The 23,083-nt window shown below is 65.9% G+C and carries 18 protein-coding genes; all 18 read right to left on the bottom strand.

Annotation, left to right across the window (positions count from 1 at the left end):
- Position 1: 1 nt before the first annotated feature.
- The 18 genes from HND92_RS03210 to rfbB all read right to left on the bottom strand — a co-directional run bounded on the left by HND92_RS03210 (position 2) and on the right by rfbB (position 22,963).
- Positions 2 to 679: a response regulator transcription factor gene (locus HND92_RS03210; protein WP_041835869.1), complete on the bottom strand. Its 678-nt coding sequence runs from the start codon at positions 677 to 679 to the stop codon at positions 2 to 4.
- Between the two features lie 177 nt (positions 680 to 856).
- Positions 857 to 2,737, bottom strand: a complete 1,881-nt coding sequence (locus HND92_RS03205; RefSeq protein WP_172205800.1) for a HAMP domain-containing sensor histidine kinase — start codon at positions 2,735 to 2,737, stop codon at positions 857 to 859.
- Positions 2,734 to 3,678: an ABC transporter substrate-binding protein gene (locus HND92_RS03200; RefSeq protein WP_011804011.1), complete on the bottom strand. Its 945-nt coding sequence runs from the start codon at positions 3,676 to 3,678 to the stop codon at positions 2,734 to 2,736. Before HND92_RS03200 ends, HND92_RS03205 begins: the two co-directional genes overlap by 4 nt.
- A gap of 11 nt (positions 3,679 to 3,689) precedes the next feature.
- A complete protein-coding gene (locus HND92_RS03195; protein ID WP_216662903.1) occupies positions 3,690 to 5,651 on the bottom strand; it encodes a TonB-dependent siderophore receptor in 1,962 nt (653 codons plus the stop codon).
- A 399-nt stretch (positions 5,652 to 6,050) separates the two neighbouring features.
- Positions 6,051 to 7,202: a DegT/DnrJ/EryC1/StrS aminotransferase family protein gene (locus HND92_RS03190; protein WP_172205796.1), complete on the bottom strand. Its 1,152-nt coding sequence runs from the start codon at positions 7,200 to 7,202 to the stop codon at positions 6,051 to 6,053.
- A 282-nt stretch (positions 7,203 to 7,484) separates the two neighbouring features.
- A complete protein-coding gene (locus HND92_RS03185) occupies positions 7,485 to 7,868 on the bottom strand; it encodes a GtrA family protein (protein WP_011804008.1) in 384 nt (127 codons plus the stop codon).
- On the bottom strand, positions 7,865 to 8,830 hold the full coding sequence (locus tag HND92_RS03180; RefSeq protein ID WP_011804007.1) for a glycosyltransferase family 2 protein: 966 nt from the start codon (positions 8,828 to 8,830) through the stop codon (positions 7,865 to 7,867). The genes HND92_RS03185 and HND92_RS03180 overlap by 4 nt, the downstream gene beginning before the upstream one ends.
- 8 nt (positions 8,831 to 8,838) lie before the next feature.
- Positions 8,839 to 10,287 carry a DUF2142 domain-containing protein gene (locus HND92_RS03175; RefSeq protein WP_011804006.1) on the bottom strand — a complete coding sequence of 483 codons (1,449 nt, stop codon included), beginning with the start codon at positions 10,285 to 10,287 and terminating at the stop codon, positions 8,839 to 8,841.
- 39 nt (positions 10,288 to 10,326) lie between these two features.
- Complete coding sequence (locus tag HND92_RS03170; RefSeq protein WP_011804005.1) at positions 10,327 to 10,977, bottom strand: acetyltransferase; 651 nt, start codon at positions 10,975 to 10,977, stop codon at positions 10,327 to 10,329.
- Positions 10,974 to 13,424 carry an ATP-binding cassette domain-containing protein gene (locus HND92_RS19530; RefSeq protein ID WP_011804004.1) on the bottom strand — a complete coding sequence of 817 codons (2,451 nt, stop codon included), beginning with the start codon at positions 13,422 to 13,424 and terminating at the stop codon, positions 10,974 to 10,976. The genes HND92_RS03170 and HND92_RS19530 overlap by 4 nt, the downstream gene beginning before the upstream one ends.
- Positions 13,414 to 14,322 carry an ABC transporter permease gene (locus tag HND92_RS03160; RefSeq protein ID WP_255580517.1) on the bottom strand — a complete coding sequence of 303 codons (909 nt, stop codon included), beginning with the start codon at positions 14,320 to 14,322 and terminating at the stop codon, positions 13,414 to 13,416. The genes HND92_RS19530 and HND92_RS03160 overlap by 11 nt, the downstream gene beginning before the upstream one ends.
- Positions 14,270 to 15,628 (bottom strand): hypothetical protein, encoded by a 1,359-nt coding sequence (locus HND92_RS03155; RefSeq protein ID WP_049756444.1) that lies wholly within the window; start codon positions 15,626 to 15,628, stop codon positions 14,270 to 14,272. Before HND92_RS03155 ends, HND92_RS03160 begins: the two co-directional genes overlap by 53 nt.
- A gap of 21 nt (positions 15,629 to 15,649) precedes the next feature.
- A complete protein-coding gene (locus HND92_RS03150; protein WP_172205792.1) occupies positions 15,650 to 18,538 on the bottom strand; it encodes a glycosyltransferase in 2,889 nt (962 codons plus the stop codon).
- A gap of 45 nt (positions 18,539 to 18,583) precedes the next feature.
- Positions 18,584 to 19,477, bottom strand: coding sequence for a glycosyltransferase family 2 protein (locus HND92_RS03145; RefSeq protein WP_231403457.1), 894 nt, complete (start codon positions 19,475 to 19,477; stop codon positions 18,584 to 18,586).
- Positions 19,478 to 19,577: 100 nt separating this feature from the next.
- Positions 19,578 to 20,126 carry a dTDP-4-dehydrorhamnose 3,5-epimerase gene (gene rfbC / locus HND92_RS03140; protein WP_011803999.1) on the bottom strand — a complete coding sequence of 183 codons (549 nt, stop codon included), beginning with the start codon at positions 20,124 to 20,126 and terminating at the stop codon, positions 19,578 to 19,580.
- A gap of 7 nt (positions 20,127 to 20,133) precedes the next feature.
- Positions 20,134 to 21,018 carry a glucose-1-phosphate thymidylyltransferase RfbA gene (rfbA, locus tag HND92_RS03135; protein WP_011803998.1) on the bottom strand — a complete coding sequence of 295 codons (885 nt, stop codon included), beginning with the start codon at positions 21,016 to 21,018 and terminating at the stop codon, positions 20,134 to 20,136.
- Positions 21,019 to 21,026: 8 nt separating this feature from the next.
- Positions 21,027 to 21,905: a dTDP-4-dehydrorhamnose reductase gene (gene rfbD, locus HND92_RS03130; RefSeq protein ID WP_172205790.1), complete on the bottom strand. Its 879-nt coding sequence runs from the start codon at positions 21,903 to 21,905 to the stop codon at positions 21,027 to 21,029.
- Positions 21,902 to 22,963: a dTDP-glucose 4,6-dehydratase gene (rfbB, locus tag HND92_RS03125; protein ID WP_172205788.1), complete on the bottom strand. Its 1,062-nt coding sequence runs from the start codon at positions 22,961 to 22,963 to the stop codon at positions 21,902 to 21,904. Before rfbB ends, rfbD begins: the two co-directional genes overlap by 4 nt.
- Between the last annotated feature and the right edge of the window lie 120 nt (positions 22,964 to 23,083).

Raw genomic sequence — 23,083 nt, 5'->3', positions numbered from 1 at the left:
TTCAGTGGTCCGCGGCAGCGGCCTGCCGAGGCGTGGAGGGAGACGGGCTCAACATGCCGTATTTGGCGATCACCTCGGCGCGGCTGCTCACGCCCAGGGTGCGCAGGATGCCGCGCACATGGATCTTGACGGTGGGCTCCGCCAGGTCGAGTTCGCGGCAGATCTGCTTGTTGGACAGGCCTTGCAGCAGCAGCCGGAACACGTCGGTCTGCCGCGCGGTGAACCCCAGGGACGCAATGGAGACCGGGGCCTGGGGCCCGGCCGCGGCGGGGCGGGCGGCCGGCTTTTGCAGCGCCTCGGGCGGCACGTAGACGCCCCCCGCGGCCACGAGCCGAATGGCCGATACCAGCACCTGGTTCAGCGACGACTTGGGCAGGAACCCACGTGCGCCCTGCTCCAGCGAATGGAGGACGATGCCGGCGTCGTGGTCTGCGGAGAGCATGATCACCGGCAGCTGCGGCAACCGCTGCGTGAGCTCTTCGAGCAGGCTCAGGCCGCTGACATCGGGCAGCTGGATGTCCATCAGCACGAGGTCGATGTCGGCATGCTGCTCCAGCTGCTGCCACAGCGACGCGGCGTCCCACGCCTGCACGCACTCGGCGAGCAGCTCGGAGCGGCTGAGGATGGCTTGCAGGCCCTCCCGGACAAGGCCATGGTCGTCAACGATGAGGATCTTCACGAGGCGCGATATTACAGGCACTCGGCGCCCGTCAATCCCTGGGCGGGGTGGCGGCGCCCCCGGCGCGCCACAGTTGCACCAGCACCTGGCGCAGCTCTGCCGGCTTGACGGGTTTGTAGAGCACGCGCAGGCGCTCGGTGCCCGACTGGCCCAGCGCGGCGTCTTCGGTGTCGCCGGTCAGGATGACCGCCGGCAGCTCGGCCGCCCAGTGGCGGCGCAGCGCGTCGATGAGCTGGCGGCCGTTGAGCGCGCCGCCAAGGCGGTGATCGGTGACGATGAGGTGCGGGCGCCAGCCGTCCTGGCCCAGGGCGGTGAGCACCGCGTCGGCGTTGGCGTGGACGCGGGCCTCGCCCCCCACAGCTGCAGCAGGCGCGCGTAGCCGTCGCGCACCAGGGCATCGTCTTCCACGAGAAGGATGCGGCAGCCCTCCAGGCCGGGCGATGCCGGCGTGGACGCGCCGTGCGGCGGCGGCACGCCGGGCGCCGCCGGGGGCGCGACTTCGCAGCGGGGCAGCTGGATGTGGAAGGTGGCTCCGTGCCCCAGGCAGGAGCGCACGCCCACGGGGTGGTCGAGCAGCCGGGCCAGGCGCTGGACGATGGCCAGGCCGAGCCCCAGCCCCTGGCTGCGGTCTCTTTGCGGGTTGTGCAGCTGCACGAATTCCTGGAACACGGCCGCCTGTTCGTCGGGCGCGATGCCGGGGCCGTTGTCGCGGACCTGGATCACGCAGTGCGCGCCGCGCAGGCGCACGGCCAGCAGCACGCAACCTCCCGGCGGGGTGTAGCGCAGGGCGTTGGAGAGGAAGTTGCCCAGGATGCGCTCCAGCAGCAGGGGGTCGCTGCGCACGCAGGCCTGCGAGCCGTGGATGACCAGCGCAATGCCCTTGCGCTCGGCCTGGCGCTCGTAGGTGTCGCGCAGGCGCAGCAGCAGGGGCTGCAGCTGCAGCGGGGCGCGCTGCAGGCGCACGGTGCCGGCGTCCAGCCGCGAGATGTCGAGCAGGGCGTCGAGCAGCGCGCTCATGGCCTGGCTGCTGGCCTCGATGCGCTCCAGCAGCCTGGCGCGCTCGTCACTACGGCTTTCCTGCTTCAGGGCCTCCAGCAGCAGGTTCAGGGCGTGCATGGGCTGGCGCAGGTCGTGGCTGGCGGCGGCCAGGAACCGGGTCTTGTCGCGGTTGGCCTGCTCGGCGGCATCGCGCTGCTCGCGCAGGGCCTGGGTGGCCTCGAGGACGCGCTGCTCCAGCCGTTGGCGCGACTGTTCGAGTTGTTCGGCCATGCCGTTGATGTCCTGCGACAGACGTGCGAACGAGGGGATGGCGCTGGCGGGCAGCCGGATGCCGATATGGCCCGCGCCGATTTTTTGCGCCGCCTGCACCACGGCCTGGATGCGCTGGTCGAGGCTGGTGCTGATGCGGCGCGCCATGACCCAGCCGCTGAGCAGCACCCCCGCCAGCAGCACCATGACGCGCAGCCCGAAGTCGAACAACTCGGTGCGGATGCTGCGCGTGCTCACTTGCACGATCACATGGCCTTGCGGGGGGGCGTGGCGCTGGGGATGCGCCGCCTCGGGCAGGTCGTCGACGTCCAGCAAGGGGGTGCGCACCGGCTCCAGGTGGGCCACCCAGTGCGCATTGTGTTCGCTGACCCCGCCCCCGCCGCCACGCCTGGAGGCCTCCAGCATGGCCTGCAGCTGGCCGGGGGGGATGGCCTGGCCCTGGGCGGGCGCATGGCGGGTGGCCAGCACCCGCCCGTCAGCAGCGATGATGGTGGCCGAGATCACCGAGGATTCGCGCAGCACGCCCAGGGCGATGTTGTCCAGCGCCGCCTGGTTGAAGGAGAAGATGCCGTAGTCCGCCGCCACCGCCAGTTGCCGCGCCAGCAGCTGGGCGCGCTGCTGCAGCTGCGCCGCCAGGTCGGCGTCGCGCTGGCGGATCACGTAGCTGCCCCAGACCACCGCAAACACCAGCACCGGGAGCATGGCCAGCCACATCAGGCGCCCGCGCAGGTCCATGCGGTGCCACGCCAGCGGGTGCAGCAGGCGCGCGGCGATGCGCCCAGGCGTCATTCGCTGCTCTCCAGCGCTTGCAGGCGCTGCTGCACCGCGGCCTCGTCGGGCAGGTTGAGCCCCAGGCTCTCGGCCAGCGGCCGGTTGATGGCGATGCTGAAGTTGCGCGGATAGCGGGGCGTGGGCAAGGCCCCGCCGCGCCACAACTGGCGCGCCACCTGGGCCGCCTCCTGCCCGATCTGGCGCGGTGTGCTGTAGGCCGCGGCCAGCGCCCCGGCGCGCACGTAGGCGGCCGAGTAGCCGATGACCGGCACCCGGAACCGGAAGGCGGTGAGCAGCAGGTTTTGCGCGGTGGATACGTTGATGACGTAGGGGTCTGGCAGCGCCAGCAGCACGTCCGAGGACCTCAGGACGGACTGGAGCGCCGGGTACAGCTCGGTGTCGCGCGCGGCCTTCTCCGTGACCAGCGCCAGGCCCTTGGCGGTGGCCAGCGCGCGGATGGCGTCGAGGTCGCGCTGGTGGGTCGGTCCCACCACCAGGCCCACGTTGCGGGCGCCGGGCAGCAGGGCGCGGATCAGCTCCACCTGGCGCTGCGGGGGCTGGTCGATGTAGATGGCGGAGAGCCGCCGCGCATTGCGCGGGGGCGGATTCAATGCCTCGAAGGAGGCCCGGGGCACCATGACGCTCAATAGCGGCCAACGCGCATCGGCCGGTGCCAGGGCCACGGTGCGGCGCGTGGCCTGCAGCCCCACGGCCAGCACCATGAAGGTGTCGCCGGGCAGCGGCAGGGCGCTGGCCTCGGCGTCGAGCCCGACCAGCTGGATTTTCAGCCCCGGTACGGATTTCAGTTCCTGGCGCACGGCCTCGACGAACTCATCGTAGGCCGCGCCCTGCCCGCTGGTGACGATGCCCAGGGTGTTGGCCTGCACACCCAGGCAGAGCAGCAGGCCGGCGGCGCCCAGGATATGCCTGAGCAGGGCGCGGACGATTGCGCGGGCCATGAGCGTGCGCCTCAGTATTCCAGGCTCACGGCAAGCCACAGTTTGCGCCGTTCGCGCTGCAGCTCCCGGAATTCGTCGGATTGCCCGAGCGGCTGGAACCAGCGGACGGCGACATGCACATGCGAGCCGTTGACGCGCAGGGAGCGCGCCACGCGCAGCGAGGCAAATCGCTGCGCGCCGACCTGCGTGGGCTCGCCCAGCCAGCGCAGGGAGCTCATGCTGGTGTAGCCCAGCCCCGTGGTCCAGCCCCGGGGCCAGGCATGCGAGACCAGCAGGCCGGTGCTGCGCCGCGCGATGGTCTGCGCGATGACCGCGGGCGAGGCCTGGGGCCGGGCAAAGTACTGGTTCCAGCTTACGATGGTGCCGCCGGCGGGGCGCCAGCTCAGCTGGTACTCCACCCCGCGGTTGATGGCCGAGGCGTTGTTGCGCAGGTCATAGGCCGCCGCATTGGGAGCAAAGGTTGCGCCCATGGGCAACAGGGTCAGCCTGCCGGTGACGATGCGCGAGAGTTTTTCCTGAAACAGCCGTGCATCCAGCGTCAGGCCCTGCTCGCGCCATTGGCCCAGATACACCAGATCCCAGGCGTTCACCCTCTCTGGCAGCAGCCCTCCGCTGGACAGGTAACGGATGTCCAGCGTGTTTCCTTCGTTCTGGATGCGCCAGTCGGCGCGCTGCTCAAAAATGCTGGGGGTGCGAAACGCAGACGAGTAGCCGAGCTTGAAGGTGTGTGCGGCCAGCGGCTTCCAGTTGATCGCCAGCCGCGGCGCCCATTGGGTGGGCGCCAACCGGTCGCGCTCGACCAGGCTGCCGAAGTTCAGCGTCCAGTGCGTGGAGGGTCTCCATTCGGCATTGAGAAAGCCCAGCCATGAGGCGTTGGTTTGGGGGGCGCCGCTGTTGAAGAGCTGGAACGCGGTGACGCTGTCTTGCCGGTAGCCCAGCCCCCACGAGGCTCGCCATTGCGGCGACAGGTCCTTGAAATGCTGGTAATCCAGCGCATAGCGGTTGGCGCGGCGACGGCCGTCGATGTGCAGGGAGCCTTTGTCGAGCAAGGGGATGTCGAAGCTGTCGTCGCCGCTGTCCTGGGTCGAGGACATGGTCACGCTCCACTCCTGCCCGGGGTCGACAGTCTGCCGGTAACGCGCCTGGAGGGAGGCCGATTCCGCGATCTCCGTGCGCGGGGGGTCGCCCACCCGCTTCTCGAAGCCCGAGCCCAGGTGGCTGCGGGTGATGCCGGAGGTGATGGACCACTCCTGGGTACTGGAGGGCTGGAATTCGGCGCGCAGGTCGAGGTAGTTGGTGCGGTAACCGTCGGGACGCCCGGCCAGGCCGTCGTCCGAGCGCTGACCGGCGGCAATCCGCCACTGCGCTGCGGGCTGCGCATGCCCCCAGCGGATGTGCCGGTCGGCCACGCCGGCGCTGCCCTGCACGACCTCGGCCCGCACCCCCACGCTCTGCGCGGCGGCGCGCGTGACGATGTGGATGACCCCCAAAAAGGCGTTGGCGCCATAGGTGACGGAGTTGGAGCCGCGCTGGATTTCGATGCGCTCGATCTCGTCGAGGGGCACGCTCAGGGCGCTCCAGTCGACCCCGCCAAACAGGTAGGGGGCATACACCGAGCGGCCGTCCACATAGACCTGCATGCGCTGCGATATCTGCCCCGACAGCCCGTGGTAGGCCACCACGGGGCGCCCCCCGGCCGAGGTGGCCACCTGGAAGCCGGGCACCCAGCGAAACACTTCCGTCAGCTCGCGCGCGCCCGTCAGGCGGATGAATTCGCGATCGAGCACGGTGAGCGCGCCGGCGGCGTCTTCCAGCTGCTGCGGCAGCCGCGAGGCGGAGTAGATGTGCGGTATCTCGCTCAGGTAGTCCCGCTCCGACAGCTCGTAGCCCAGTTCGTCGGCCTGGGCCGCCAGGGTCACGCCGGTACTCAGAACGATGCAGGCACACCCTGCAGGCAGGCTGCGGCGAGACACTCGGAAATACTTCACGATGGATCCAGGAATCAGGCAGGTATTGACATACGACCTTGCTTACGCGGCGCTGCAGCGATCTTTCCCTTGAAAGCATCTGGACGGTATGGCGTTGCATGGCCAGGCCGGTCAGCCGCGCGGCGGGGTCGATCGCGGACCTGCGGGAATGGGCGTTGGCCGGGTCGGACTGGCCCCGCCCTCACGAAGGTGTCCACCGTGTCAAGGATACCCCATGGCATGGGCACTGTTACCGGAAGTTTCTAGAGCGCCTGTCCCCGCCGGCATGCCGGCACCAAGGGGCTATAACGCAATTTTCATAGCATCAAGCGCTTGCCTGGCAAGCACTACAGGCATGAAACACCTTAATCACTGCTTGCGCCAGCCCATGCATGGCTGCGATGCTCAGGCGCGCAGGCTATGCACGATGGTGTCGCAGATGCGGTGCACGTCGTCGCCGCTGAGAGCGCCGTACAGGGGAAGCGCCAATACCTCGGACGCGACCCGGTAGGCGTTGGGAAGCTGTTGCGGGCTGGCGCTGGGCAACTGCCGATAGCAGCTGTACTCACTGCACAGGGGGTGGAAGTATTTGCGCGTGATGATGTTGTAGCGCTTGAGGCGCTCGTGCAGGGTGTCGCGGCTGCAACCGGCCTGCTCGGCGTTTACACGCAGCACGAGGTATTGCAGGCTGTTGGTCACGCCGGCGGGCATGGCATGCAGGCGCAGGCCCTCGATGCCCGCGAGGCGCTGCTCGTACACCTGGCGCACGGCGGCGCGGCGCTGGCGCTCCTGGCGGACATGGCGCAGCACCACACGGCCCAGCGCGGCCTGCAGCTCGCTCATCTTGCCGTTGATGCCGGGCATGACGACCTCTTCCTCGTTCTTGATGCCGAAATTCTTCAGCAGGTCGATGCGCTGCTTGAGTTCGGGGTCGTTGACCGCCAGCGCGCCGCCCTCGGCGGTGTGGAACAGCTTGGTGGCGTGGAAGCTGAGCATGGTGGCATCGCCAAAGCTGGCGATGGTCTGCCCGTCGATCTGGGTGCCGAAGGCATGGGCACCGTCGTAGACCACGCGCAGGCCGTGGCTGCGGGCGATGCCATCCAGGGCGTGCACATCGCAAGGTACGCCGTAGACATGCACACCGAGGATGCCTGTGGTGCTAGGCGTCACACGGGACTCCACGCCGGCCGGATCGATGCACAGGGTTTCCGGGTCGATGTCGGCGAACACCGGGGTGATGTTGTTCCAGCGGAGCACATGCGGCGTGGCCGGGAAGGTGAAGGGGGTGGTGATGACTTCACCGGCAAGGCGCAGCGCCTGGCAGGCCACGACCAGGGCGATGGTGCCGTTGTTGAAGAGGCTGAGGTGGGGCACCCGCAGCCACTGCACAAGCTCGGCCTCGAGGGCACGGTGCTGCTCGCCACCATTGGCCAGCCAGCCGCTGTCCCATACCTCCTGCAGCAAAGCGGTGTATTCACTCAGCGGCGGCAGCATCGGCCGGGTGACGTAGATGGGCTGGGCGAAGGGAACAGGCGTCGAGGCGTGGGGAGTCAGCATGGGCGGCAGTCTAGCGAGCGGGCTCTGGAGCGCACCAAGCGCGCACCCCAGCGTCGGCTCGGGTTTTCAATCAGGTAATGTAGCAATGCCGCCAAGGCCAGGGTGAGGACGATGTTGGACAGCAGCGCCTGCCAGCCACGCCCCCCCCAACGCGTCAATGGCAAAGATCATTCCCACATGGATGAGGTAGATGGGGTAGGAGATGTCACCCCGCCAGTGCAGGCAACCGGTGACGTTGTTATGGTGCGCCCCGCTCACCATTCGGGGACGATCCCTGCACGCCTAGCGCGCGAACACGAAGCGGCTGGAGGTGTAATAGTTGACCGCCATCCCCGCCAGGGAGCCGAAGGCCACGCCGAGCCAGGGCTGGCGCATGGCCAGTGGCAGCCACAACAAAAGCGCGGCGTATGCGCCATAGTTGACCAACCCGCCCAGCACCATCGTGGTGACGTAGCGCATCCACTCCCCTGCGCTGGCCTGGCTGCCCACGCGAAACGTGAAGCAGCGGTTGAGCCACCAGGTGGCCGTGGCGGCGGCCATGAAGGAGCCCAGGCGCGCCAGGAAGGGGTTGACCCCGCCCCACTGCACCATGGTTTGCAGCAGCCCGGCATCCACCACGAAGCCGGCCGTGCCGACCAGTCCGAAGCGCAGCAGCCGACCCGTCAATCCTGGCTCCCGACTGACGCGCCTACCGTGCCGGGCAGGCCGCTGCACGGAATGCCGAGATAAATCAGCCGGCGTGCTTCCTGCCGGGTGTGGGTGACGTTCTCAAGGATGAGGCCGCAGGTCAGGGACAGGCTGGACAGGAGCCCCAGGCCGGAGGCCAGCACGGCGGTGGGCAGCCGTGGCACCAAGCCAGTTTCGACATAGGTCACGGCCAGCGGCACGGCCAACGCCACGGCCAGCAGGGCGAGCAATGCGCTGATCAGGCTGAAAAACAGCAGGGGGCGTTCGAGCCGGAACAAGCGCACGATGGTGTTCAGAATGCGCAAGCCATCGCGGATGGTGTTGAGCTTGCTGAAGGAGCCTTCTGGCCGCGCCTTGTACGGAGTATCGACTTCCGCCACCGGCATGCGCAGCTCGAGTGCATGCACCGTCAGCTCGGTCTCGGTCTCGAAACCCCGCGCCAGGGCGGGGAAGGATTTCACGTAGCGGCGGGAAAACACCCGGTAGCCCGACAGCATGTCGGTGAAGCGCCGCCCGAACAGACGGGCTACGAAGCCCGTCAGCATGCGATTGCCCAAGCGGTGTCCCAGGCGGTAGCTGTACTCTTCGATGCTTTCGCGGCGCCCGACGACCATGTCCAGGCCCTCGGCCAGCAGCAGGTCAATCATTTGCGGGCTGCTTTCGGCGTGGTACGTGGCATCGCCATCGACCAGGACGTAGATGTCGGCCTCGACGTCGGCAAACATGCGTCGCATGACGTTTCCCTTGCCTTGCAGGGGTACATGGCGCACCACGGCGCCCAGACTGCGCGCGATGGCCACGGTGTTGTCACGCGAATTGTTGTCGAACACGTAGATCGTCGCCTGCGGCAGAACCCGCTGGAAATCACGCACGACCGTCCCAATCGCCACTTCTTCGTTGAAGCAGGGTATCAATACCGCAAGACGCAATTTGTTATTCATAAAAGAACCTAGCTGGCCCAATAAAAGCGGAACTCCCCCATCCCCTGCAACAAGGATACCGTCTGTAACACAAGACCCAAAATCAACAAGGGCGCACGCCACCGCTGAAACACCTTTCCGAACGGCGCCGCACAAACCAGCGCCCAGCCGATCAGCAAAAAGACGAGCTGGAAGTAGCGGCCTTGCACGCCCTGGATGACGGCAGCGTTCGACGGCGAAAAGCTGAGCCAGAAGGCCAGGAAGATGACGCCTGTGAACAGCGCGGCGAGTGCCACCATGAACGCGGAGGCACGCAGATCTCGGGGCTGATGGCCGTCGGATGCGGCAATCGCAAGCATCGTTGCCAAGCCGGCCCAGGACAGCGCCCTGGGCGCATTGGTCATAAAGGGCGGCGGATACCCCCCCATCCGGCCCCAACCGTCCAGCCACATCACGGGCAGTTGATGGAGCAGGCTGTGAACAAAGTATTCCAGGCCGGCAAGCGGGGCATGCACGATGCTCAGCAGTACAGCCTTCGGGGCCGCATCAGTCCCCCAATAACGCCCCGGCATGAAGGGGTAGACGGCATTCCAGGCCAGCGTAAGCACCAACCCTGCACCAATGGCCGCCAGCAAGAAAAAACCTCGCCCACGACGACCGCCGAAATGCCGCGCCGGCACGAGCAGCGCCATGCCGGCCAGCAACAGATAAATCGGTTTCAGCAGGGACAACGACACCAGCATCAGCCCGAGGCCCAAACGCCCGCGGCGTGACAGGCGGGCCGAATCATCGAAGCGCAGCCGGAGGCACCAGGCGAAGAGCAAGGCCGGCAGGGCAAAATTGAGCGGGTCTGCGCTCACCGATGCCGCCAGATACAGCGCGGGGGCCGTGAGCGCCAGCATCACCACCAGGCGCCGCCCGCAGGGTGCCACCCAAGCCGCTGCTGCCATCAGCGCCACATACGCCAGCAGGTTGGCCATACGGCCAGCGATCATCTGCTCGAAGACTCCGCCTCCCAGATGACGCGCCACTGCGATCCCGGAGGCCTGTGGCAGGTACGCCAACGGTGAAAATGAGGCGCTGCTTGGAAACGAGGCCCGTGCCATGCCCTCGTTGTCTGCAAGCGCTGCCGAGACTTGCCTGGCCTGGCTGAGGCTGAACGCGGAGGAGCGTTCGAAGTGGGAATTCGCCCAGCGGGCGAATTCAAGTGCGGCTACGTCTATTTCTCCGCCATAGTCCTGCTCCTCACGCCGGTCAGCAAGAAACTGACCATGCGAGACCTGCACCGCCCGTTGCCAGTGATAGACCTCGTCTGGTGCATTCAGTGCCGGCGACAGGAAGCACATGGCCATGCCGACGCAAACTGCCAGAACCGCCATCGCTCCCAGCAAGCGGCGGGAGTATCGAAATGCGTGTCCGCCGTTGGCGAATGGTTGTCCTGGCTCCGGGTGGACAGACCCATTGGCGTGAAATGCCATGCCCCAAATGCCTCCTCTCACCCATTAGGGATCTTTTCATTAAGGTCTGGTCGGGCGTGCAGGCGCCCCCACCGCCACGCAATTGCCAGGCAAATCATGCACCACGGCGGCGCCGGCGCCGATGACCGCGTTGGCCCCCACGCTGACGCGGGGCCGAAAGCAGGCCCCGGTGCCGACATCGACCGCCTCGCCCAGCGTCACCCCCCCCGGCAGATGCACGCCGGGGCCGAGGCTGACGTATTCGCCCAGCACGCAGTCGTGACTGATGGTGCAGGCCAGGTTGATGCTGGCATGGCGTCCAATGGTGACATCGACATTGATGCAGGCGCCGGCAAACACCACACTGCCGGGCCCCAGGTGAACCCCTTCCGCCAGCCAGGCCCGCGGGTGGACCAAGGTGGCAAAGCGCAGCCCGGGGTGCTGCTGCCGCAATTGGGCTGCGATCCTGCGGCGAGCCCGGGAATCGCCTACGGCGACGATGCAGTGGGCGCCCGGGTGGGCGGCCAGCGCCTGCTGGCTGTCCCCCAGCCAGGGGGCAGGCAGGGGCATGGGATTCCCGGGGGCGGCGCCGGGGTCGGCCATGAAACCGAGCAGCTGCCAGCTGCCGGGCTGGGCCTGGTTGATGTCGCGCACCAGCTGCGCCACTTCGCGCGCGTGGCCTCCGGCACCGAAGAGGATGAGGGGCGTCATGGCAGCGGATTCTCTTCCATCGGCACCGGCAGCCCGAGCCGCTGGGCCACGCTGCGCAGGATGCGCTGGCGTTCGCCGATCTGCCGCTCGGGGGCGTACAGCTCGCGCGTGAACACCTGCCCGGCCTGGCCGATGCGGGTCAGCACCGCGGGGTCCGCGAGTATCTGGCGGATGCGGATTTCGATTTGCTGCGCCAGAGAAACCTCGGAGGCGGCGTCGAGCATCAGCATGGATTCGCCATCGACGTAGCCGGGATTTTGCTGCAGGGCATCGGTGGCCATGACGGCAACGCCGCACAGGGCGGCCTCTACGCAGCAACCGGTGGGGAAACCGTCGAAATTGCCGGGATGCAGGAGGTAGGGCTGGTTGGGCGAGACGATCAGGTCCATGCGGGCATAGAACTGACGCAAGTCCTGCGTGGTCAGCCGGCCGTGGAACTGGATGCGGTCGCCCAGCGCGCTGACGTCGATTTCTTCGGGTGTGAAGCCACCGCCCACGATGTGCCAGCGCAACCGGGCGCAGTCCGCCAACGCCAGGGCCGCCGCGATGAATGCGGGGTAGCCCTTGTTCGCGCCCTGGGGCATGTAACGCTCGGCCACGAAGCAGATGTCCAGCACCGCCTTGTCGGCCATGGCGTCGCGCGCGGGCGCCTCGACCTCGAGATAGAGCGGATTGACCACCACGCCGTCGATGCGGTGCAGGGGGGGCAAGGCCAGGCCACGCCCCGCGGCAAACCGCTGCACATAGTCCTGCGTGACGCCTTGGGTGACGATGAGGGCCTGCAACAGCGGGCAGGCCAGCACCGCGGCCAGCTTGGCGTCGCTCTCCGGCTCATCGAGGCCGAAGCCACCGCCGGGGTACAGGGTCAGCACGAAAGGCACCCGGTACTGCTGCAGCGCCGGCAAGAACTGGTGCGCGTTGTTCAGGAAGTTCAGGAACGCCAGCCCTGCTCCTGCCAGCCAGGCCGGTGCAAACGGCCGCACCCGATGGGCGAGCGCCGGGTAATGCTCGGCATAGCGCGCATGCTGCGAGGCAAAGTCGCCCAGGCTGGAGAGCACCGACAGCTGCGGAAAGGCCGCGAGGTGGGCGTTGTATTCGGCCACCCGAAAACCCGTGAGCAGGTTGGGGAAAAAATCGTCCAGCACGAGCCATGGGGCATGCGGGATGACGCTCAGGTCCTGCGGGGGTTCGATCAGGTCGCTGAGCGGAAAATGCGCACGCGGCATGACGTGCAATGTGGCGACGTCATCGGCCCACAGGTGGAACACGGCGTCGGTGTAATGCGCCACATCGGCCATGCTCGCCGCCAGCACGGTCAGGGCATAGTCGCCCTGGTGCAGGTGCACGGGAATGTCGAAGGCCAGTTCAAGCACCTCGCCCGACTGCCAGGCGCGGCCATGCACCTCGGGGCGGTCGCTGCTGTGGCCGCCCAGGATATGCTGGTTTTGCCGATTCTTGATGTGATACGACACGACCAGGTGCCGGCAGGGCTGGCGCAGCTGCAGGCGCAGGCGCAGGTGCAGGGTGTCGCCGTGCTGGGCTCGGGCTTCGGTGCCGAACATGCCCGCCACGCCCCAGCCGACCGCGAGCAGTGCGACCGCGCCCGTGCCTACGCCGGACGGCAACAGCGCCTCAGCGTCGGACGCGGCAGCGGCGGCCGGCGCATCCGTGGGCAGGTCGTGGGCTGCGTTGGCCTGGCGGATCCAGTCGTGGTCGTAATCGCGCGTGACTTCCGGAGTGGCTCCGAGGGCGCGCACTCGTCCGTGATCAAGCCAGAGCGCGCGCTGGCACAAGGCCTTGACGGCCGCGATGTCGTGGCTGATGAACAGCAGGGTGAGGCCGTCGTCCAGCATCCGGCGCATGCGGGTCATGCACTTGGCCTGGAACAGGGCATCGCCCACGGCCAGGGCTTCGTCCACGATGAGGATGTCGGGGTTGACGTGCACCACCACGGCGAACGCCAGCCGCACATACATGCCGCTGGAATAAGTCTTGACGGGCTGGTCGATGAAGGGGCCGATATCGGCGAAGGCGATGATGTCATCGAGCCGTTCGGCAATCTCACGCTGGCTCAAGCCAAGGATGGCGGCATTGATGACGATGTTTTCGCGTCCGGTGAATTCGGGATTGAAGCCGGTGCCCAGCTCCAGCAGGGCGGCAATGCGTCCGTTCACCTGCACTTGCCCGGCCGAGGGCGTCAGGGTTCCGCAGATGATCTGCAGCAGCGTGGACTTGCCCGCGCCGTTGCGCCCGATGATGCCCAGGGTCTGTCCCCGCGCCAGCTCGAACGAGACGTCGCTCAAGGCCGCGAACTCTCGGAAGTAGTTCTTGCGCCCACGCCACAGCGATTGCAGCAGGCGATGGTGCGGTTTGTCGTACAAGCGGTAGGTCTTGCCCAGGCCCTGCGCGCGGATCGCCCAGCCGCCGGATGGTATTTCAGATGACATCGGCAAACCCCTTGCGCGCGCGCTGAAAAATCCACCAGCCGGCCCAGAGCGTGGCCAGACACCCCGCTGCATGGGCACTCCAGTGAGCCCAATTCAAGCCCTGTCCATGGACCAGCAGGCTGCGGGTTGCCTCGATGGGCACCGTGAGCGGATTGAGCAGCAGCCAATGCTGCCAGTTGGGCGGCAGGCTCTCCAACGGGTAGAAGACCGGGGAGAGAAACAACAGCAATGTCGCGACGAATCCGGTGAGTTGGGCCAGGTCGCGCAAATACACCGTGAGGGCCGCAAGCATGAGGGCAATACCCGCCACCAGCGCCACCAGCGGCAGCCATGCCAGCGGCCATAACCAGGCGGTCGCCGGCAAGCCCTGGGTGAGCACCAGGGCCAGCAGCAGCACGGCCGAGCCAATGAGGAACTGCACGACCGCCGTACCCACCACGGCCAGCGGCAGCAGTTCCATTGGGAACACGACCTTCTTGACATAGCTGGGCTGGGCCAGCACGGCCGCAGGCGCACGCGACAGGCATTCGCCCAGCATGCCGTGCAACAGCATCCCGGCAAACAGGGACAGCGCAAACGCGGGGCTCAGCGCCCCGTCACCCACCTTGCGCACCGGCGTGAAAACATAGCCGAAAACGAATACATAGACCGCCAACATCACGCAGGGCAGCAGCAAGGACCAGAGCAGGCCCATCAGGGAGCCTCGGTACCGGCTGGCGACATCTCGCCGCACCAGTTGGCGGAGCAAAAAACGGTGATGCCAGAGGCTGCGCAGTAACTGCAGCGGGCTGCTCGACGGTCGCAGCCCAATGCTGCTGGAATGAGTGTTCACGATAGGAAGCGGTTCACACGGTGGCGGGGATGGCAGGGGCGTCACCCAGAAGCTTGGCCGCGACATCGGCGGCCCAAGCAAAGCCCGGGCCGCAAGAGTCCAGGAACCCACCCTGCCAGACCATCTCGGAAGCGTTGGCGGGCATGCAGGAGGTTTCGCCATGGTCGAAGGCTTGCGTCAGTGTGCGCAATGCGGCGGAGAACCCTTCCGGGTTGGGCGGCGAAGCCGACACCAATAGCGGCGAAACGCCGGAGAGATCCTTGTTCGCAAAGCGGTTCACGACCACCCGGGCGCCGAAGGCGGCCATCTCCAATGGCGGATAGCTGGGGTGTGGCGAGACCATCAGCGAGAAACCCACCGCCGTGCGGCACAACAGGTCGGCATAGGCTTCGATGCTCAGTTTACCAACGCTGTGCAGCGTGCAGCCGCTGCCGAGATCGATCGGAGCGAACGCTTCGCCTGCGGACAAAATGCGCCATTGGCGGGCCTGAGGGTAGTGCCTGGCCCAGAGTCGCAACGACGCCACGATCAGGCTGAAGGCGTTGCGCTCGGTGCCAGGACGGCCATAGACCAGCAGAATCCGCTCCTTGGCAAAGGTTTCGCAACGCGCGCGGGCGGCCGCAAGGGCGGGATGCAAGCGTGGCTGCAGGACCTCCTTGACGGGAAACGCATAGCCTTGTGCAGCCAGGTAGTCGGCAAGCCAATGCGAGTTCATCAGCGCGATGGTTCTGCCAGGCTGCTCATAGGTCGCCTGGGCCAGCAGGTAGCGCGACGACCATGGGTAGAAGCCTGGCTCGTAGTCCTGGATCAGGTACAGGAGGCGCCGGGCAGACGCCTCGGGCACCTGTGCTCGCTGCCAATTCAACAGTGCAAAGGCGTTGTGGGCCGTCCACCATGCCGTGGCCATGAAATGGTCCTGGGCATGAACAGCCAGCGTCTGTCCCCAGCGGGAGCCTGCGGCAACGATGTGATCGCACGGCGGTGACTCACTGGCCATGGGCACGATGGGCCAGGCACCGTAGTAGGCATCGCTGCGGGGCTCCGGCGTCGCCTCGTCCGTCACGATGATGCGCGCTTGGTCAAAGTACGGCCGCAGGGCATCGAAGACTTGCAGGGCGGTTTCGATGCCGCCAAATACGTGCCGTTGCGAGACCGCGGGCACCATCAGGTTGAGGCGGGTACCGCCCTGCGCCACGGCCGGCCGTGGATCGATCGGCAGGACCTCTGCAATGTCATGGTTTGGCGAGGCCGTGGACATAGCCTGCTGCTGACGGTACGCCACGGCCAGTTTCTGCAGGCCGCTGCGCACGGGCTGGTAGCGCGCCAGTCGCGCCAACACGCGGGCCGTGGTTTGGGTGAATGAGTAAGCCATGCCTTGAACTGCTGCGCCCGCTTACTGCGCCCCGGGCACATGCCCACCGGGGACCCTTGGCCGCGGAGTGCTGGCCGACAGGTCCAGGTTGGGGTTGTAGAAAGGATCGCCCTCCAGGCGGTATGGCGCGTATTTGAGCGCGGACTGCTGGAAATCGACTTCCGGCACATGGGGGCTGCGGGTTTTGCTCTCGAGATGCAGGAGCCTTGCCGCCGGCAGGTAGACGTTGAGCAGGCCTTGCTTGTGCGCGCGGATGCCCAATTCGACATCGCTGCCGCAGATTTCAAAGGCTTCATCGAACCCGCCCAGGGCATCGAAACGCGCGGTCGCCACGGCCACACAGGCGCCGGTATTGGCCAGGACATTGCGCGGCACGACACTGGACACGAAGGGCGTCGGGTAATGCTGAACCGGTTCGCCCTTGAAGACATGGTCGGCCCAGCCCCCCATGCCCACCACCACGCCAGCATGCTGAATGGTGCGATCGGGGTACAGGAGCAGGGCACCGACGGTGGCCACGTCGGGCAAGAGCGCATATTCGACCAGGCGCACCAGCCAATCGGGGGTGATGATTTCGGTGTCGTTGTTCAGGAAGACCAGCACTTGCCCGCGCGCGTGGCTGCGGCCAATGTTGTTGAGTCGGGACCAGTTGAAGGGAATGTCGGCGGCAATGACGCGTACGCGTGCGTCCTGGGTCAGGCGCTGGAAACAGGCCTGGGTTTCTGGTTCGGTGGAGCCATTGTCGAGCACCAGGATCTCGTATGCGATCCCGGTGGTGTGGCGATGGATACTTTGGATACAGGCGTCCAGCAGATCGGCCTTGTCACGCGTGGGGATGATGATGCTGGCCACGGTGCCCGCCGGCACGCGGAACCTCGGTTGGTACACAAAGGCGTGGTCGCCGTCATCGACCCGGTCAAACTGCTCCCCATATCGGCTGGCTAAGTGGCGTGCCACGGCTTGCCTGCCCGCCAGATGTGCGTAAGGCTTGGACTGCGGACTGGCGGAGGTGGAGGCGGCATGGATGCGCCAGTGGTAGAGCACTTCGGGAATGTGCTCGATCTTGGCGCCCTGCGCGGCCAACCGCAAGACGAGGTCGTGGTCTTGGCTGCCCTGGCTTCCCTCCAGAAGCCCTCCCAGTCGCTCCAGCCACGCCCGGCGCACGCACATGATGTGCCCCACATAGTTTTGCGCCCATTGCAACGTGGGGGACCACTGGGGTTTGAAAAGCGGCAGGCAGCGCCTGCCCTGCTCATCGAGCTTGTCCTCGTCGGAGTAGATGAAGTCTGGAGCCGACGGCGCATTGATGGCCTGCGCCAGCCGCAGCAGGGCCTGCGGCGCGAGGACGTCATCGTGATCGAGGAACACGACAAACTCGCCCTGGGCCAGCGCGAGGGCATCGTTCGTGGCGTGGACGATGTGGCCCGCCGTCTCGCGGCGCGTCACTTTGATTTTGTCGCTTTGATCTTGCAGCGTTTGCAGCCGCTGCCGCGTGTCCGCCCGGCTGGAGGCGTCGTCGCAGATGCAAAGCTCCCAATGCCCGTACCACTGGCCTTGCACGGAATCGACGGCCGCCTGCAAAAAATGAGGGGGGGTGTCATGCACCGGCATGACGATGGAAATCAGCGGCCGGCGCGGCAGCTCGTTGATCAGCATGCCGGCCCGCGCATGCAGCCCCTGCAGCTGCGAGGCTTCCGCCTTCAGCCATTGCCCATAGGCCGTCTTGACGCCGCCAGACTGGGCGCGGCGCCACCGAGCCGCCAGTTTCCGGACCACTGCGCGGGGCCCGGTCCTGCAGGCACGCAGAACCTGGGCCAGCTTGCGCAGGGGCACCGTCAGCCTCCATGAGCGCGAGGCTTGCATGCCTTGCGCCGTGGCTTGCCATTGCGCCGCTGCGGTACGGGCCGAATCCAACTCCAGCCGCAGCGCATCGACTTGCTCCAGCCAGCCCAGCTTTTGGCGCTCCAACTGCTGGCGCGCATGCTCGTGGCGAATGACTTGCTCCAGCCAGCCCAGCTTTTGGCGCTCCAACTGCTGGCGCGCATGCTCGTGGCGAATGAAGCGCGCCAGGTAATGCAGTCGATCAAGCGCATGTTCCGGTAGCGCCTGCCCCGCCGCGGCCCATTTTTTCTGGTAGGTGCGCAGCACGTGGTAAGCCTCTGCGTGGTTGCGCAGCGCACCGCCCAGGATGGTGTTGCGCCCATGCAGGCGATATTCCAGCAGGGCCTGGTCATGCAGGAATTGGAACGCCCGTGGCTGCTCCATGGCGACCCGCAGCGCGTAGTCCCAGTCCGGCACGTAACGCAGACGCTTGAAAGGCCCCAGCCGCTGCCAAAGCGTGCGGGACATGAAAAAATTGGACGTGGAAACCGTGAAGTTGCCCCACAGCAGCGTCTGAAGCGCGGGATTCACGCCACTGGACTGCGCGGCCCGCCAGCGCTGCAAGATGTCACCGTACATGGCATTCCACCAGTACGACTCGGGGAAAAAGTTGCCGTCGCCATCGATCAGGCGCAAGCCTGTGACGATGAAAACCTCATCGGCAGCCGCCTGCGCGGTATCCACCAAACGCTGCAGGCGCTCGGGCGCGTAGCGATCATCCGAATTCAGGATCGCGAGATAAGGGGTCCGGGCCATTGCCAGGCCCCGGTTCAGGGTGGCGTGCGAGCCGGCATTGGCCTGGGTCAACAGGCGAATGCGGGGATCACCGTGTTGTGCCGCGTAGGCCTGCAAGACAGCCCAGGTATCGTCGGTGGAACCATCGTCGATCACGATGAGTTCCCAGCGGGTGAAGGTTTGGGCGCGGACACTGTCCATCGCTTCAACCACATACTTGGCGTGGTTGTAGGCAGGCAGGATCACCGTCACCAGGGCAACTGAATCCGCATCTTCGGGACTGATGGCTGTCATTAACTTAGATAATTTTCAATGGAATGATTCGAAACACCCTCAGCCTCAGCGCTCCGCAATACCGCCGGCACGCCCCATGAGGCCATGCAGCAGGCCACGGGTTATTTTCTCCAGGTGCCGCAGCCTGGGTGCGGTGACCAGCACATGAAAACCCATCTTGAGCAGCAACCGCCAGGCAGACACCAATTTCCAATTCAATGGCACCCATGGCTCGCGATAAAGCAGCATGGCGTTTCGCGCATGGAAGTAATGCCGCAGGGGTGAGTGGCTGAGGTACTCACGCCCCAAAAAACGCACGGGCTTGTCGCCCAGCTGATGTTCCAGATGCGCCGCGCAGACACCGTACATGCGGTAACCGGCATGGCGTGCACGCAAGCACCATTCGACATCGACAAAGTCGATGAAAAAATCCTCACGCATGGCGCCCACATGGTCCAACACGCCCATGGGAATGAGACAACCCGAAGCGATGAGATGATCGACCTCCACCGCCTCGCCACCATCGAAGCAGTTCAGCCAGATCCTTCTCAGGCCGACGGTACGGACGAACGGGCTTTTGTTTTTGCCTCTGCGCGCATCGGTGTAATGGGGACCTACGGCACCCGCATGCGGCCATGCCTCGAGCGCGCGGAGCAACTGGGCAACCATATTCTGCGCTGGAATACTGTCATGATCCATGAGCAGCACGTGGCTGCCTCCCATGGACCTTGCCCATTCGATACCGCGATTCTGTGCATGGGCAATGCCCATGTTCTGTCCCAGGGCGATGCAATGCACCTGGCACGCAGGCCACTTTCCAGCCCAATCCAGAACCTCCGCTCCGGGACTGTTGTCCACCACTACGATGGAATGCACTTGTGGCAACAACGCGGCAAACTGCTCATGCAGTTTTTCCAGGTTGGGGCGATAGGCCACCACAACCGCTATGATTTTCGACATGCAGGCCATTGGCGTTCTTATCGTCGAGAGAACCTGACGTAAAGACCTTCGTCAACCCTGCCACCGGCCGAACCGCCGGCGATACAGACCGCCGCCCGATTCACGCGGGCAACTCTGCCTGCTGCAGCAGTTTGCCCGCACCGTCCTTTGCGGACAATGTGGGACGCATTCCCAGATCAGGCCAAGCGATGGCCAATGTTGGATCGTTCCACGCGATGCAGCGCTCGTACTGGGGCGCATAGTAATCGGTGGTTTTGTACAAGAAGTCGGCCGTATCACTGAGCACCACGAAACCGTGGGCAAAACCGGGCGGCACCCAGAGCTGGCGGTGGTTCTCGGCACTCAACTCGACACCGACCCATTGGCCGAATGTCGCAGAAGATTTTCGAATGTCCACGGCAACGTCGAACACCGCCCCCTGCACCACGCGCACCAGCTTGCCTTGGGGTTGTTGAATTTGATAATGCAGGCCACGCAGCACCCCTTTCGTGCTGCGGCTGTGATTGTCTTGCACAAAATGATGGTTGGTACCCGTGACCTCGTTGAAGGCGCGCTGGTTGAAGCTCTCGAAAAAAAATCCGCGTGCGTCGCCGAACACTTTAGGCTCGATCAGCACGACATCAGGAATGGCGAGGCGGGTAGCTTGCATAGGGAGCTCAATAGATTTTTTCGTTCAAAATGCGCATCAGATACTTCCCATAACCATTCTTGGTCAATGGCTGTGCCAAGCGCTCCAGTTGCGCGGCATCGACCCACCGATGGCGCCACGCGATTTCCTCGGGGCAGGCGATTTTCAATCCTTGCCGATTCTCAAGCGTGGCGATGAACTGACCCGCCTCGAGCAGGCTTTCATGCGTGCCGGTGTCCAGCCAGGCATAGCCGCGGCCCATGATTTCCACCTGCAACAGGCCTTGTTCGAGGTACAGCCGGTTCAGGTCGGTGATCTCCAGCTCGCCGCGCGGCGAGGGCTGGAGGCCCTTGGCCAGCTCCACCACCTGCGCGTCGTAGAAGTACAGGCCGGTGACGGCGTAGTTGGACTTGGGGGCCTGCGGCTTTTCTTCGAGCGACAGCACCCTGCCCTGGGCGTCGAACTCGGCCACGCCGTAGCGCTCGGGGTCGTGCACGTGGTAGGCAAAGACGCTGGCGCCCTCGGTGCGGGCGTTGGCATTGGCCAGCAGCTCATGGAAGTCGTGGCCGTAAAAAATGTTGTCGCCCAGCACCAGGGCGCTGGGCGCGCCATTCAGGAACCGCTCGCCGATCAGGAAGGCCTGGGCCAGGCCGTCGGGGCTGGGCTGCACGGCATATTGCAGGTTGAGGCCCCATTGGCTGCCGTCACCCAGCAGTTGCTCGAACCGCGGGGTGTCCTGCGGCGTGCTGATGATGAGGATGTCGCGGATGCCCGCCAGCATCAGCGTGCTGAGCGGGTAGTAGATCATGGGCTTGTCGTACACCGGCAGCAGTTGCTTGCTGATGGCCAGCGTGGCCGGGTGCAGACGGGTGCCGGAGCCGCCGGCGAGGATGATGCCTTTGCGTGTCGTCATGGGGCGTTTCACAAGATTTCGGTCAGCATGCGCGCCACGCCCTGCTGCCAGGACGGCAGGGTGAGGCCGAAGGTGTCGCGCAGCCGGGCGGTGTCCAGGCGCGAATTGTGGGGGCGCGCGGCCGGCGTGGGGAAGGCGCTGGTGGGCACGGGCGCGATCTCTTTCGCTTTGATTTCGATAGCTGCCTGGACTTGCGCGGCGTGCTCCAGCACGTATTTGGCATACGCATGCCAGGTGGTCTCGCCCGCCGCCACGCAGTGGTACAGGCCACCGTCCTCGGGGCGGCGTTGCAGCTGGCGGATGGCGTGGGCGGTCACGTCGGCCAGCAGGTCGGCGCCGGTGGGGGCGCCCCATTGGTCGTCGATGACGGTCAGGCGTTCACGCTCCTGCGCGAGGCGCAGCATGGTTTTGGCGAAGTTGCCGCCGCGCGCGGCATAGACCCAGCTGGTGCGCAGGATGAGATGCCGGCAGCCCGATTGCTGGATGAGCCGCTCGCCCTCGAGCTTGGTGGCGCCATAGACGGACAGCGGCGCGGGCGCGTCGGTTTCCACCCAGGGCGTGTCGCCGCTGCCGTCGAACACGTAGTCGGTGCTGTAGTGGACGAGCAAGGCGCCCAGGCGCGCGGCCTCCTCGGCCAGCACGCCGGGGGTGGCGGCGTTGAGCAGGCGCGCGCGCTCGGGTTCGCTCTCGGCCTTGTCCACGGCGGTGTGGGCGGCGGCGTTGACGATCACGTCGGGGCGCAGGGCGCGCACGGTCTGTGCCACGGCCTGGGGCTGGGTGAAGTCGGCCTCGTCATGGCCCAGCGCGGTGACGCGGCCCAGCACCGACAGGCTGCGCTGCAGCTCCCAGCCGACCTGGCCGCTCTTTCCCAGGAGCAGGATGTTCATGCGGCAGCGTACTGTTTTTGTACCCATTCGCGATAGGCACCGGACTGCACCTGCGCCACCCATTCCGGGTGATCCAGATACCACTGCACGGTCTTGCGGATGCCGGTCTCGAAGGTCTCGGCCGGGCGCCACGCGAGTTCGCGTTCGATCTTGCGTGCGTCGATGGCGTAGCGCCGGTCGTGGCCAGGGCGGTCGGTCACGTAGGTGATCTGCGTCGTGTAGCTCTGGCCGTCGCTGCGCGGGCGCAACTCGTCCAGCAGGGCGCACACGGTGTTGACGATGTCGATGTTGGGCTTTTCGTTCCAGCCGCCTACGTTGTAGGTCTCGCCCAGCCTGCCCGCCTGCAGCACGCGCCGGATGGCGCTGCAATGGTCCTTGACGTACAGCCAGTCCCGGATCTGCATGCCGTCGCCATACACGGGCAGGCTCTTGCCTGCCAGGGCGTTGACGATCATCAGCGGGATGAGCTTTTCCGGAAAGTGCAGCGGGCCGTAGTTGTTGCTGCAGTTGGTGGTGAGTACCGGCAGGCCGTAGGTGTGGTGCCAGGCCCGTACCAGGTGGTCACTGGCCGCCTTGCTGGCGGAGTACGGGCTGTTGGGCTCGTAGTTGTGCTCTTCGGTGAAGGCCGCAGCAGCCGGCGCCAGACTGCCATAGACCTCGTCGGTGCTCACGTGCAGGAAGCGGAATGCTTCTTTTTGTGTAGCTGGCAGCGCTTGCCAGTAGTGCCTTACGGCCTCCAAAAGCCTGAAGGTGCCGACGACGTTGGTCTGGATGAAGTCCTCGGGGCCGTGGATGGAGCGGTCTACGTGGGATTCGGCGGCGAAGTTGATCACGGCGCGTGGCTGGTGCTCGGCCAGCAGACGGTCCAGCAGCGTGCGGTCACCGATGTCGCCCTGCACGAACACGTGGCGGGCATCGCCCTGCAGGCTGTCCAGGTTGTGCAGGTTGCCCGCGTAGGTAAGCTTGTCCAGGTTCACCACCGGCTCGTCACCGACAGCCAGCCAGTCGAGCACAAAGTTGGCGCCAATGAAGCCTGCGCCGCCTGTTACCAGAATCATGGGTGGAAATCCTTCGCCAGAACCGTCTGCAGACCGGACTGCCTGCGGGGACAAAGCCTTGGATTATCCCATCGGCATGCACATGCCTGTAACAAACTCCCGTGACGGGATTTAGGGCGC

Origin of the sequence: Diaphorobacter sp. JS3050 (genome assembly GCF_013154915.1) — a bacterium.
In the GTDB taxonomy this organism is placed as follows: domain Bacteria; phylum Pseudomonadota; class Gammaproteobacteria; order Burkholderiales; family Burkholderiaceae_C; genus Diaphorobacter; species Diaphorobacter nitroreducens.
Note: the sequence above shows the minus strand (reverse complement) of the source record. Positions and strands in the feature narration are given on the sequence as shown.